Consider the following 12,373-nt stretch of genomic DNA (forward strand, 5'->3'; position numbering starts at 1 on the left):
CTCCGAACTGAGCCGCCGGTCGCGGACGGTCTTTTGTAGCTTGCTACACATGAAGCTGCGTTCGCTGCTCGCGATGCCCGGGTTGCGGTTGGAGGTCGTCACCGGGGAGGACGGGCTGGACCGGCCGATCCGGTGGGTCGTCACCACCGATCTACTCGATCCGGGTCGCTACCTGCGCGGGCGCGAGCTCGTGCTCACCGGTCTCGTCTGGCGGACGGGGCCGGCGGACTCCGAGGCGTTCGTCGCCGCCCTCGCCGGGGCGGGGGTCTCCGGGCTGGCCGCATGGGATCTCGCGCTCGGCGCCATCCCGGACGACCTCGTGGAGGCCTGCCGCCGGCACCGGCTCCCGCTGTTCAAGGTCCCGGAGGACGTGGCGTTCGCGACGGTGACCGAGGAGGTCGTGCGGCACCTGTCGAGCGCCCGCGCCGCCGATCTCACCGCGCTGCTCGACCGGCACCGCCGCCTTGTCGAGGGGACGGGGCTCGACGCCGTCCTCGACCTGGTCGGCCACTGCCACGTCCTCGCCCCGACCGGGCGCGTCGTCGCGGGTCCGGCGCCGGCCGGCCCCGCGGCCCTGGCCGCCGCCTTCCTCACCGCGCCCCGGTTCCCGCACCACGTCCCCGCCCAGGACGTGTCGCTGTTCCCCGTGTCCCCCGCCGACACGCCCCGGGTCGCGGACTGGTTCGTGGCGCTGGAGGGCGACTTCGCCGACTGGCCGCCCGAACGCCACACGCTGGCCGGCGAGCTCGCCGCCATCGTCGCCCTCGAACGGGCCCGGCTGCGCGCCGACGACCGCTCGTCCCAGGACATCGTGTCCGCCGCCGTCGCGGGGGGCGCTCTCCCGGAAGGGTTCGGCTCACCGGTCGTGGCCGTTGCCGCGTCCGCGCACGGGTCGCTGCGGCCGGGCGAACTGCGCACCGTCCTGTCCGAGGTCGTGCCCGCGCCGCGCCCGGTGGTCGGGCTGCTGGACGGGGAGGCCGTCGCGCTCGTCCCGTGCGCCGGGCAGGACGTCGCCGCCGCCGTCCAGGACGCGCTCGGCCCCCTCGCCCCCGGGCTGGCGGGCACCCGCATCGCCGTAGGGGTGAGCGGCGCCGTCGGGGACGGGGGCACCGCCGCGCCGCCGGACCTGCGCGGCGCCGTCGAGGAGGCGCGCCATGCCCGCCGCCTCGCGGCCACCCGCCCCTCCCCTGTCTGCGTCGTCCGGCACGACGAGCTCGCCACCCACGTGCTGCTGCTCGCGAGCGTCCCCGACGACGTCCGCCAGATGTTCCGGGTGCGCCTCCTGGACCCCCTGCACTCCTACGACCGGGCCCACGGCGCCGGCCTCGTCCGCACGCTGGAGGCGTTCCTGCGCAACTCCGGTTCGTGGACGCGCTGCGCCGAGGAGCTCCACCTGCACGTCAACTCGGTCCGCTACCGCATCCAGCGCATCCAGGAGCTGACCGGCCGAGACCTGTCCCGGATGGAGGACCGCGTCGACTTCTTCCTCGCCCTCCTCGTGTGATCGAAAACCGACGGCTTCCGCCCCGGACTCTCCACGGAACACTCGTGTTCATGTAATGCTGTGCACGGAGGCGCACTCCTCCGTGACGATCGGTGCGAGAAGGCGAGGAACGGCGTGGAGCCCTTGGGCGCGGACGACCCTCGGCAGGTCGGCCCATTCCAGATCATGGGACGGCTGGGGCGGGGAACCGTGGGGGAGGTCTTCCTGGGCCGCTCCCCCGGCGGCCGGCCGGTCGCGGTCAAGGTCGTGCTTCCCGGACCGGCCGGGGACGAGACGTTCCGCCGCCGCTTCCGCGCGGAGGTGGACGCCGCACGCCGCGTGCAGGGGCTGCACACGGCGCCCGTGGTGGACGCCGACCTCGACGCCGCCAGGCCATGGCTGGCCACCGCCTATGTTCCGGGCCCGTCGCTGCAGGAGGCGGTGTCCGCGCACGGCCCGCTGCCCGCCGGGACGGTCGCCGCCCTGTGCGCCGGGCTCGCCGAGGGGCTGTCGGCCGTGCACCGCGCCGGCCTGGTGCACGGCGACGTCAAGCCGGGCAACGTCCTGCTGGCGTCCGGCGGTCCGCACATCGTCGACTTCGGCATCGCCCGGGCGGTCGAGGACGCCGGAACCCTCGCGTCCGTGCGGATCGGCGACCCCGGGTTCACCGCGCCGGAGCAGATCCGCGGCGAAGAGCCCGGTCCCGCCGCCGACGTGTTCTCCCTCGGCTGCGTCCTCGCCTACGCGGCCACCGGCCGCCACCCGTTCGGGGAGGGGACGCCCGACGAGGTCGTCCACCGGATGGCGCACGGCGAACCCGACCTCGCCGGCGTCCTCGAGCCGCTCGCCGGCACGATCCGGGCATGCCTGGCCAAGAACCCCGCCGACCGGCCGGCGCCGGCCGCCCTCCTCCAGACGGGGCCCCCGCCGGGCGCGCCGGCCCCCTGGCTCCCGCCCGCCGTCGCCGCCATGGCCGAGCAGCGCGAGCGACCGCTCGTCGCGGGCGGCGGGACGCGCTTCTGGCGCCGCCGGGGCCTGCTGGCCGCCGTCGGCGCGGCCGTCGTGGTGGCGGTCGCGGCGGCGACCGCGGTGGTGCTCTCGTCCGGCTCGGGCGACGGCCCGGCCGCGGCCGTGGCGGGCGGAACGAAGAACGCCGCCCGGCTCGACCCGGTGGCGAGCATCGAGACGGGCACGGCGGAGAGCCTCCGGGACGTCGTCTACAGCCCGGACGGCGCCTATCTCGTGGGGGTGTTCAGGAAGGAGAACCTGACGGTGTGGGACGCGAACACCCACGCGAAGGTGACCACCCTGAGCGCCGGTGAGGGCGTGCTTCCGAAGAGCGTCGCCGTCAGCGGGAACGGCCTGGTCGCCATGGGCTACATGGTGCCGATGCAGATGACGTCGCACGGCCTTGAGAGCGGCCACGGCGGGGCCAAGGTGTGGGACCTGCGCTCAGGCCGCACGGTCGCCGACGTCACGTTCAAGTCCTCCGACCGCACCGACCTGTTCGTCATGGACGGCCTGGCGTTCAGCCCCGACGGCCGCTACCTGGCGGGCTCCGGGTCGGGCCGGGGAGAAGGCTTCGGCAAGGTGCCCCTTTGGGACGTCAAGGCGGGGAAGCTGCTGCACACCTTCGTGCTCGACGGGCCCCAGGCGGGCACGACCGCCGCGGTGCAGAGCGTCGCCTTCAGCCCGGACGGGAAGACCCTCGCCGCCGGGTACGGAGACGGCGACCTCGGCGGCGGTGTCGCCCTCTTCGACGTCGCGTCCCGTTCCCCGGCCGGCACCCTGCCGCTCGCCAAGGCCGACGCCTTCGGGGTCGGCGGTCTCGGCTTCACTCCGGACGGCGGGACCCTCACCGGGACCTTCGGCGGCGTCGGCGTCTGGGACGTCGCGGCCAAGAAGGCGGGCCCCGCCCTCGCGGACGCCGAGTCCGGCTTCCAGTCGATGGCCCTCAGCCCCGACGGCACGACCCTCGCCGCGGGGCGCGGCGCCCGGGAGGGCGGCGGCGGGGTCACGCTGTGGGACATGTCCTCCAAGAAGCGGCTCCTGTCGGTGGACATAGGCCGCGGCGGCGTGGGCGGCGTGGCGTTCGCCCGGGACGGCCGCACGCTCGCCACCGCCACCGACGACGCGCGGTTGAAGGACGTGATCAAGATCTGGAGGCTCCGGCGGTGAAGCCCCTGGGCCCCGGAGACCCGGCGCAGGTCGGCCCCTACCGGCTGCTCGGCCGGCTCGGCCGCGGCGGCATGGGCGAGGTCTTCCTCGGCCGCTCCCCCGGCGGGCGCCTCGTCGCGGTGAAGGTCGTGGCGCCCGAACTCTCGTCCGACGCCGACTTCCGTCGCCGGTTCGTGGAGGAGGTGGAGGCCGCGCGCAAGGTCGGCGGCTTCTACACCGCGGAGGTCGTCGACGCCGACCCGGACGCCGAGCGCCCCTGGCTGGTCACCGCCTACATCCCCGGCCCGTCGCTGCAGCAGGCCGTGGCCGGGAACGGGCCGCTGCCCTACCAGGCGGTCGAGGTCCTCGGCTCCGGTCTCGCCGAGGGGCTGCTGGCGGTGCACCGCGCCGGCCTGGTGCACCGCGACCTCAAACCCGGCAACGTCCTGCTCGCCGACGACGGCCCCCGCGTCATCGACTTCGGCATCGCCCGCGCGCTGGACGCCGCACAGAAGTCCACCGCGGTCATCGGGACGCCCGGGTTCATGTCCCCGGAGCAGGCGCGGGGGCGCGCGGCCGGGCCGGAGTCCGACGTCTTCTCGCTCGGCTGCGTCCTCGCGTACGCCGCCACCGGGGAGACCCCCTACGGCAGGGGGCGTCCCGCGGTCGTCGTCTACCGGATCATCCATGAGGAGCCGGACCTGTCCCGGCTGCCCGACCGGCTCCGCCCGTTCGTCGCCGCCTGCCTGGCCAAGGACCCCGCCGCCCGGCCGTCGGTCGGCGACGTCCTGGCGCGGTTCGCGCCGTCCGCCGACGAGGGGCACTGGCTGCCGGAGCGGGTCAGCGCGATGATCACCGAGCGCAAGGCCGCGGTGCCGCCGACCGGCGACCGGTGGCCCGGACCGTGGACCCCCGCTCCGCCGCCTCCGGTCACCGGCCACACGCGTGTCGCGACCCGGCCCGCCGGGCCCCGGACGTCCGCGTGGACGCGTCCCCGGGTCATCCTTCCCGCCGCCGCGGGCACCGTCGTCCTCACCGCCGCCCTCACCTGGGGGGCGATCGCCCTGACCGGCGACAGCGGGCCGGGCGCCCGGGCCGCCGGGGGGACGCCGAAGCCGGGCAGCGCGTCCCAGGACCCCTGCGATGTGATCGACCAGGGCATCATCCGGGACAACCAGCTCATCTCCACCGGCGTACGGGGCGGCTACGAGAACGCCGCGGAGGACATCCGCACCTGCGAATGGCAGACCGCCCAGTACGGGGCCGACAAGGACTTCCGGCTGACCCTGATGTACTCCCCGAAACCCGTGCGCCTCTTCCGGACCGACGTGACCGACGCCGAGCACGACAAGCTGACCGCACTCCCCGGCATGCGGGCGTACAGCAGCGACGACGAGAGCGCCTGCCAGGTCACGTGGGACAACGATGGATCGTCCACCCAGGTGAGCACGGTCGCCACCGGCCAGTCGAGCGACGCCTCGGGCATGTGCTGGATGGCGGCGGAACTGGCCGAATCGGTGGCCAAGAAGGTGCCGTGACACAGCGCCGCGACACCTCTCGCCGTCAGGAGGTGTGGCGGAGCAAGGCCGGGACGACCGTGTCCCAGGTCCGGCGCGGGAGTTCGTTGCCCGTGCCGGGGAGGACGAGGAGTTCGGCCGACGGGATCTCGGCGGCCAGCGCCCGGCCGTTGCCCAGCGGGAAGAAGGGGTCGTCCTCTCCGTGGACGACGAGGGTAGGGGCGGTGATCTCGGGGAGGCGTTCGCGCCAGCGGTCGCCGCAGTCCAGGGCGGCGAAGACCGTGCCCATCTGGTTCGCCCGGTGCGCCTTGCCTGGGTCGGCGCCTGACGGCACCGTGCGGTCGTAGACGCGCTCGATGTTCGCGCGGGCCTCGGCCTCGTCGAAGGACGGGCCCGACACGTGGCGGGCGTTCTCGACCAGGAAGCCGACCACCGACTCCCGGTCCGTCCAGTCGACCTGCGGCGGCTTCATGAAGCGGGCCATCAGCTCCGGGGCGTGATCGGGCAGGTCGGCGTCGGCCGGTCCGGGGGCAGTGGGCCTGGTCGCGACGAGGGTGAGGGTGCTGACGCGCTTCGGGTGGTCGAGGGCGAGGAGCTGGGCGATCCAGCCGCCGGTGCCGAACCCGGCGACGTGCGCGGCCGGCAGTCCGAAGGCGTCGAGGACGCCGGCGGCGTCGGCGACGAGGTCGCGCAGCGTGTATCCGGGGGCGCCGGAGTCGGCGGACTCGGACCGGCCCGTGTCGCGCAGGTCGTAGCGGACGACGAACCTGCGCAGCGCGGCGAGGCGCCCGCACAGGTCGTCCGGCCACGTGAGCATCGTGTTGCCGATCAGCAGGATCGGCGGGTCGGACGGGTCACCGAACGCCTCCGCGCACAGTTCCACCCCGTTGGCCTTGATGAGCTTCTCCATGACGGGGTGGACCGTGCGCGGAGCCGGAACTCATCGCTTCACGGCGTGTCCGTCTTCGCGGCGATCGCCTCCAGCGCCGCGGTGATGTTCGCCTCGGCGGCCGCCTTGTCGACGCCCGCTCCGGAGAGGAGCCCCGTGCCGTTCTCGAATTCCAGCAGCGCGAGGAGGATGTGCTCGGTGCCGATGTAGTTGTGGCCGAGCCGCAGGGCCTCGCGGAACGTCAGTTCGAGGGCCTTCTTGGCGTCCTGGCCGAAGGGGATGAGCTCGGGGACCTCCTCGCCGCCCGGGGGCAGCGCGGCGGTCGCGGCCTGCCGGACGGTGTCCAGCAGGACGTCCTGGGCGAAGATCGCCTTGGCGGCGAGCGCCTCGGGCTCGGTGAGCAGGGCGAGGACGAGGTGGGCCGGGGTGATCTCGGCGTGGCCGGCGGCGCGGGCCTGGCTCATGGAGGCCACGACGACCTTCCGGGCGCGATCGGTGTAGCGGGAGAAGCCCTGGGAGGGGTCGAGGTCGGACTTCTCCCCCTTGGGAACGAAGCGCTTCTGCGCCGCCTGCTTGCTGACGCCCATGCTCTTGCCGATCTCCGTCCAGGACGCGCCGGAGCGGCGGGCCTGGTCCACGAAGTGGCCGATGAGGTGGTCGGCGACCTCGCCGAGGTGCTCGGCGGCGAGGACCGCGCTGGTCAGCTGTTCGAGGGCGTCGGTGTGGCTCTTCTTGATGCCGTTGATCAGGTCGTCGAGGCGGACCTGGACGGGCGGGCGCTGCGGTTCGGTCATGCGTCAACCATAGGTTGACGATCCTGGATCGTCAACCTTGGGTTGACGATCACCAGTCGGCTGCTCCGGCGAAGGACGTCGGGTCGGGGTCGTAGCCGAGGGACTCCCTGGCGGCGGTGATGTCGAGGGTGCGCTCCAGGGCGAGATGGCTGATGGCGTAGCGGGTGAGCCTCGGCGGTTCGGGACGGCGGGCCAGCAGGAACACCCCCTCGGCGACGGCGGCGAGCGGGCGGGCGGCGCGGGCCGGGACGTACACGGGGCGCGCCCGGACCCCGCGCTCGCGCAGGATCGCGCGGAACGCGTCGTCGATCGCGACCGGCTCCGCGTCCGCCACGTTGAAGACGCCGGGGGCCACCGGGCCCGTCGCGGCCAGGACGCAGGCCTGGACCAGGTTCCCGATCGACGTCAGGCTGATGCGCCGGCGCCCGGTGCCCACGGCGGGCAGCAGCGGCCCGCGCACCGCCGACAGGACGCGGGGCAGGAGCGTCGTGTCGCCGGGACCGTAGACCGCGTGGGGACGGAGGATGACCGCGCCGCGCTCCATGGCCAGCCGTTCGGCGGCGGCCTTCGAGGCGCCGTAGGCGTTCATGTAGCGGCGCACCGGGGCCTCGTCCTCGCGCGCCATGACGCTCGGACGGAACGGGTCGTACACGCTGGCCGTGCTGACGTGCACGAACCGGGTGCCCGAGAAGCTCGCCAAGGCGTTGTGGGTACCCGTGAGGTTGGCGGCGAAGAGGGAGGCCGCGGGTCCCCAGTCGGTGACGCTCCCCGCGCAGTGGACGACGGCGTCCACGGCGGGGGCGTCCGGCAGAGGGCCTCGTGTCAGGTCCCATGAGCGGTAGGCCGCGCCGCCCACATGCTCCGCGGCCACCGCCGGGCGGCGACCGAACGCGAACACGGTGGCGCCCTCGGACGCGAGCGCCCGGCACACCGCGCCGCCGACGAACCCCGAGGCGCCCGTCACCGCGATCCTCACCGCACCACCGGCCTCACCGCACCACCAGTTCTCGGAGCCGGTCCCGGTCGAGCTTGCGGGTGCGTCCGGAGCGGGGGAGGTCGTCCAGGACGACGATGCGGTCCGGGAGGGCGTCGTGGTCGATGACGTCCGGCAGGGCGCGGCGCAGCCGATCAGGCAGGGCGCGGCGCAGCCGGGCGGGCAGGTCGCGGGGGCCGACCACCGCGAGGACGACCTCCTCGTCCCCCGTCCGCGGGTCCGGCACGCCCACGATGGCGGCCTCGGCCACGTCGGGCAGCGCGGCGATCGCCGGCTCGTACAGGCCGGGGTAGAGGTTGAACTTGCCGCGGATCAGCATGTCCTTCTTGCGGCCCGTCAGGACGAGGCGGCCGCCGTCCAGCCGCGCGAGGTCGCCGGTCGGCAGCTCGGAGACGGGGTCCGCGCCGAGGTACCCGCGGCAGAGGTTGGGGCCGGACAGCAGCAGCTCCCCGTCGCCGGCCAGGCGGGCGCCGACGCCGGGCAGCGGCGCGCCGAGCAGGTCGCCGGGCCCGGCATGGGCGAGCTTCTCCTGCGCGGACGCGATCGCCACGGGCAGGATCTCCGTCATCGCGTACACCGACAGGACCTCCGCCGAGGGGGCGGCCTCGATCGCCCGCCGGAGGATGGCCGCGGGCGCGGGGGCCGCGCCGAGCAGCACGTACCGGACGGACGGCGGCAGCTCGCGGCACGCGTCCAGGATCTCGGCCAGATGGACGGGAACGCAGAACGTGTGCGTGGCGTGCCGCTCGCGCATCAGCCGCGCGAAGTCGGCGGGCGCGCAGAACAGGGGCGGCATCGACCAGCGCGCGCCCGCGATCAGCGTCGGCAGGCCGAGCATGAGCTGGTCGGTGTGGACGACGTCCCCCGGCCCGAGCGGGAGCCGGGAGCGGAACAGGTCGAGCGCCGCCGCCAGGGACGCCTGCGTGTGGACGACCGCGCGCGGGTCCGCCGTCGTCCCCGAGGTGAAGATCACGGCGGCGGGCGCGTCCGGATCGGGTTCGCGGTCGGGCTCGGGAGCCTCGCCGCGGGCCAGGCGCGCGAAGGACAGCGCGTTCCGGGGCACGCCGGGCAGCCGGCGGCCGACGCGGATGTGCCGCATCGGGCCCTCGCCCGGGATCCGCAGGTCCGCGAGGTTCGGCAGGAGCAGCCCCCGCCGCCGCGCGTACGCCCGGACGGGCCGGAGCCTGCTGCCCGCGTACAGCACCGACTCCGCCGCCGACCAGCGGGGGCGCGCCAGCCGCAGCCGCGCGGTGAACATCTCGGGCCCGGCCCCCGGGTCGGCGAACACGACCACTCCCCCGGCCGCGACCACGCCCAGCGCGAGGACGAGCGACTCCGGCGAGGGGCGCACGGAGAACAGCACGCCGTCGCCCGCGGCGAGCCCGCCCGACAGCAGCCCGTGCCGGACGGCGAGCACCTGCCGCCGCAGCTCGCCGTAGGTCAGCTCCGCCCCGTCCCCGGAGACCAGGGCGACGGCGCCGGGCGTCCGCGCCGCCTGGTCGAGGAGCCGCCGGACGAGCGTCATGCCGCCCCTCCTTCGCGTCCGCGCCCGGATCGGACGGCGAGGTGGCGGTACGTCGGGATCAGGACGTTCCGGGCGGCGGCCCGGCGCGTGACCGTGAGCGGCGCGGCGGCCAGCAGCGTCCGGGCGACCAGGCGGATCTGCGCCATGGCCAGCGGGTAGCCGATGCAGAAGTGCGGCCCGGCCCCGAACCACAGGCGGCGCAGCTCGGGCGGGTGCGGGCGGTCGAGGTCGAACGGGCCGTGGGCGCGGCAGCAGTTGTGGGTGGCGATCAGCACCCGCTCGCCGGGGCGGATCGCGACCCCGCCGACCTCGGCCGGGCGGTGCACGCTGCGCAGCATGACCGGTGTCGGCGTCGTGACCCGCATCGCCTCCTCGACGGCCCGGTCCAGGAGGGCGCCGTCCCGGGCGACTCGGTCGAGCTGCCCGTGGTCGGCGAGCAGGGCGATCAGGCGCGGCAGCAGCGTCGCGACGGTCTCGGTGCCGGTCAGGAAGAACGCGCCGGCGGCGCCGCGGGCCTCGTCCTCCGACAGGCCGAGGGCCCGCATCCGCCCCATGACGGTGGACTCGCCCCCCGCCAGGTAGGACTTCGCGGCGATGTCGCCGAGCGGGTCGAGCACCGCGCGGGCGCGCCGGACCTGGGACGGGGAGAGCCGCCGCGTGCGCAGCGACACCATCGAGACGATCCGCTCGCCCTGCTCGAACAGGTCCCGGTAGGCGGCCTGGGTGCCGCCCTCGAGCCCGATCACCTCGCCGATCACGGTCCCGGCCATGACCCGCGCCGCGTCCACCAGGTCGACGGTCGCGCCGCGCCGCAGGCGGTCCGCCAGCCCGGCCAGGGGCTCGGCGAGCACGCGGGCGCACAGGTCCTCGGTGTAGGACGGGACGAACAGGTCGGTGAGGCGGCGGCGGAGGGCGCGGTGCGCGTCGCCCTCCATGTTGAGCAGGACCGACGGCCCCAGGACGGGCGTCCACAGCTCGCCGGGCGAGCCCGGTCCGTCCTTGCGGAACGTCTCGCCGTCCATGAGGATCTCGCGGGCCAGGACGGCGTCGTTGACGACCACGCCGATCCCGGGCACGCGCACGATCGGGCCGCGCCGCGCGACCCCGCGCAGGAACGGGTAGGCGACCGGGTGCGCGGTCAGGTAGAGCCGCTCCTCCCAGTTCATCGGATGTCCCCGCCGCTCATCTGATGTCCACGACCGCGGGGCGGTAGCGGTGGTCGGCGTACCAGCCGAGGGTCCTGACGAGGCCGAACGCGCGGAGCCTGCGCACGGAGCCGTACACGACGACGTCCTTCCGCAGCCCGTAGGCGTCGGTCACGTAGCGGACGCGGTTGACCAGCGCGCGGTCCTCGTGCACGTCCTCGATGCGGGTGCGTGGGAAGCCGCCCGACCGCTCGTACAGATCGGCCGTGATCGCGACGTTGCAGCCCGGCATCATGACGTACGGGCCGAGGTAGAACGGGTCCTGGTTGCCGGGGCGGAAGCGCCCGAAGAGGGCGGCGATGTCGATGACGGCCGGCAGCAGGCGGCGCTCCCAGAATTTCAAGCGGAACTCGTCGGTGCGCGGCAGCAGCGGCCCGGACACCATCTCCAGGCCCTCGGTGAACGCCCGCTTCACCGCCGCGACCCAGCCGGGGTGCGGCAGGCAGTCGGCGTCGGTGCGGGCGACGTGCGTGGCGCCCGCGCTGATCGCGTGCCGGACGCCGGTGTCTGCGGCGGCCCCGGTCCCCTTCTCCGGCTCGTGGACGATCCGGACGTCGAACGCCGCGGCGTCCGCGGCGAACTCCTTGACCACGGTGGCGGTGGCGTCCGTGCTGCCGTTGTCGACCACGACGAGGGTGAAGCCGGTGTCGGTCTGCTCGGCGAGCCGGCGCAGGGTCGCGCCGATCGAGCGCTCCTCGTTGAAGGCCGGGACGACGATCCAGAGGTTCATCGGGTTCGGCGGGTTCACGATCACAGCTCCGCGAACATGACGCCGAGGCTCACGCCGCCCGCGAGCCCGATCAGCGCGATCCGGTCGCCGGGGCCGCAGCGCCCCTCGGCGAGCGCCGTGGCGATCTGCAGCGGCAGGCTCGCGGACGCGACGTTGCCGTGCTCGGGCAGCGTGACGACGAGCCGGTCCGGCGGGACGCCGAGGACCGCGCGCAGCGTCTCCAGGTACGGCAGCGTCACCTGGTGGACGCCGATGACCGCGAAGTCGTCCCAGGTCAGCCCGGTCTTGGCGAGCGCGGTGGTGAAGATCTCCGGCCCGGTCGCGAGGAAGGCGTCCTTCAGCCGGCGGCCGTCCCCGCTGAAGTAGGTGTACTCGGGGTCGCGCGGGTGCATGGAGCCGCCCGCCGGGAGCGTCCCGATCCGCCAGGCGCTGGAGACGGCGGCGAAGTCGCGGTAGAAGATCCCGCCGTCCGGGGCGGCCTCGACGAGCATCGCGGCGCCGCCGTCGGAGAGGGTGTAGCCGGCGAAGGCGTCCACGAACTGGGCGCGGTCGCGCACCTTCCAGCGGATCGCGCGGGACGGGCTCTCGCCCGTGCAGACCAGTACGCGCTCGTGCTGGCCGGTGCGGATCAGCGCGTCCGCCATCTGGAGCCCGTTGAGGAAGCTGTTGCAGGCGTTCTTCACGTCGAAGACGGGGCAGGTCACACCGAGCTTGGCGGCGACGATGTGCGCGGTCGCGGGCTCGATGAGGTCCTGCGACGCCGACCCGAACACCAGCAGGTCGACGCCGGCGGGCTCGACCGCGCGGTCGGCGAGCACGCGGCGGGCCGCGGCGACGGCGAGGTCGGACGCCTGCTCGTCGTCGCGCATGACGTGCCGGGCGCGGATGCCGGTCATCCGCTCCACGATCGTGGGGTGCGGACGGTACCCGGCGCTCTCGGCCGCGACGCGGGCCTCGACCTCGGCGCTGCTGACCGTCCGGTCCGGCAGGTGCGCGGCGACGGCGGTGATGCGGGCTCTCATGGGCTCGGGTCCCCCGGTTCCTGGTGCTCGGTCTCCGGCCAGCCTCGCCGACCGCGG

At 74.8% G+C, this 12,373-nt stretch carries 10 protein-coding genes; 3 read left to right on the forward strand and 7 right to left on the reverse strand.

The features are described 5' to 3' along the window. Positions 1 to 49 precede the first annotated feature (49 nt). The 3 genes from K4S16_RS39060 to K4S16_RS39070 all read left to right on the forward strand — a co-directional run bounded on the left by K4S16_RS39060 (position 50) and on the right by K4S16_RS39070 (position 5,178). On the forward strand, positions 50 to 1,504 hold the full coding sequence (locus K4S16_RS39060; RefSeq protein WP_149264133.1) for a PucR family transcriptional regulator: 1,455 nt from the start codon (positions 50 to 52) through the stop codon (positions 1,502 to 1,504). A 114-nt stretch (positions 1,505 to 1,618) separates the two neighbouring features. After that, entirely contained in the window at positions 1,619 to 3,661 is a 2,043-nt protein-coding gene (locus K4S16_RS39065) for a WD40 repeat domain-containing serine/threonine protein kinase (RefSeq protein ID WP_149264134.1), read from the forward strand. Then, complete coding sequence (locus K4S16_RS39070) at positions 3,658 to 5,178, forward strand: serine/threonine-protein kinase (RefSeq protein ID WP_235037372.1); 1,521 nt, start codon at positions 3,658 to 3,660, stop codon at positions 5,176 to 5,178. The genes K4S16_RS39065 and K4S16_RS39070 overlap by 4 nt, the downstream gene beginning before the upstream one ends. Positions 5,179 to 5,203: 25 nt before the next feature. Here K4S16_RS39070 and K4S16_RS39075 read toward each other — a convergent pair whose 3' ends face one another. The 7 genes from K4S16_RS39075 to K4S16_RS39105 are packed head-to-tail and all read right to left on the reverse strand — an operon-like array spanning position 5,204 to position 12,316. After that, positions 5,204 to 6,067: an alpha/beta fold hydrolase gene (locus K4S16_RS39075; protein ID WP_149264135.1), complete on the reverse strand. Its 864-nt coding sequence runs from the start codon at positions 6,065 to 6,067 to the stop codon at positions 5,204 to 5,206. 38 nt (positions 6,068 to 6,105) lie between these two features. Beyond that, the gene (locus K4S16_RS39080; protein ID WP_149264136.1) at positions 6,106 to 6,840 is read right to left on the reverse strand and encodes a Clp protease N-terminal domain-containing protein; all 735 of its coding nucleotides are present in this window, start codon (positions 6,838 to 6,840) and stop codon (positions 6,106 to 6,108) included. A gap of 49 nt (positions 6,841 to 6,889) precedes the next feature. Then, positions 6,890 to 7,816 (reverse strand): NAD(P)-dependent oxidoreductase, encoded by a 927-nt coding sequence (locus tag K4S16_RS39085; RefSeq protein ID WP_149264137.1) that lies wholly within the window; start codon positions 7,814 to 7,816, stop codon positions 6,890 to 6,892. Positions 7,817 to 7,829: 13 nt separating this feature from the next. Continuing rightward, positions 7,830 to 9,359, reverse strand: a complete 1,530-nt coding sequence (locus K4S16_RS39090) for a class I adenylate-forming enzyme family protein (RefSeq protein WP_149264138.1) — start codon at positions 9,357 to 9,359, stop codon at positions 7,830 to 7,832. Continuing rightward, on the reverse strand, positions 9,356 to 10,525 hold the full coding sequence (locus tag K4S16_RS39095; protein WP_149264139.1) for a cytochrome P450: 1,170 nt from the start codon (positions 10,523 to 10,525) through the stop codon (positions 9,356 to 9,358). The genes K4S16_RS39090 and K4S16_RS39095 overlap by 4 nt, the downstream gene beginning before the upstream one ends. Before the next feature lie 16 nt (positions 10,526 to 10,541). Further along, the gene (locus K4S16_RS39100; protein ID WP_235037373.1) at positions 10,542 to 11,312 is read right to left on the reverse strand and encodes a glycosyltransferase family A protein; all 771 of its coding nucleotides are present in this window, start codon (positions 11,310 to 11,312) and stop codon (positions 10,542 to 10,544) included. A gap of 2 nt (positions 11,313 to 11,314) precedes the next feature. After that, positions 11,315 to 12,316, reverse strand: a complete 1,002-nt coding sequence (locus K4S16_RS39105; protein WP_149264140.1) for a 3-oxoacyl-ACP synthase III family protein — start codon at positions 12,314 to 12,316, stop codon at positions 11,315 to 11,317. Positions 12,317 to 12,373 lie beyond the last annotated feature (57 nt).

It is taken from the genome of Actinomadura sp. K4S16 (genome assembly GCF_008327685.1).
GTDB lineage: Bacteria > Actinomycetota > Actinomycetes > Streptosporangiales > Streptosporangiaceae > Spirillospora.

What these genes read in the sequence shown, in the direction of transcription:
- K4S16_RS39075 (WP_149264135.1), bottom strand. Translation starts at nt 6,067, where the DNA reads ATGGAGAAGCTCATCAAGGCCAACGGGGTGGAACTGTGCGCGGAGGCG.
- K4S16_RS39105 (WP_149264140.1), bottom strand. Translation starts at nt 12,316, where the DNA reads ATGAGAGCCCGCATCACCGCCGTCGCCGCGCACCTGCCGGACCGGACG.
- K4S16_RS39090 (WP_149264138.1), bottom strand. Translation starts at nt 9,359, where the DNA reads ATGACGCTCGTCCGGCGGCTCCTCGACCAGGCGGCGCGGACGCCCGGC.
- K4S16_RS39095 (WP_149264139.1), bottom strand. Translation starts at nt 10,525, where the DNA reads ATGAACTGGGAGGAGCGGCTCTACCTGACCGCGCACCCGGTCGCCTAC.
- K4S16_RS39060 (WP_149264133.1), top strand. Translation starts at nt 50, where the DNA reads ATGAAGCTGCGTTCGCTGCTCGCGATGCCCGGGTTGCGGTTGGAGGTC.
- K4S16_RS39080 (WP_149264136.1), bottom strand. Translation starts at nt 6,840, where the DNA reads ATGACCGAACCGCAGCGCCCGCCCGTCCAGGTCCGCCTCGACGACCTG.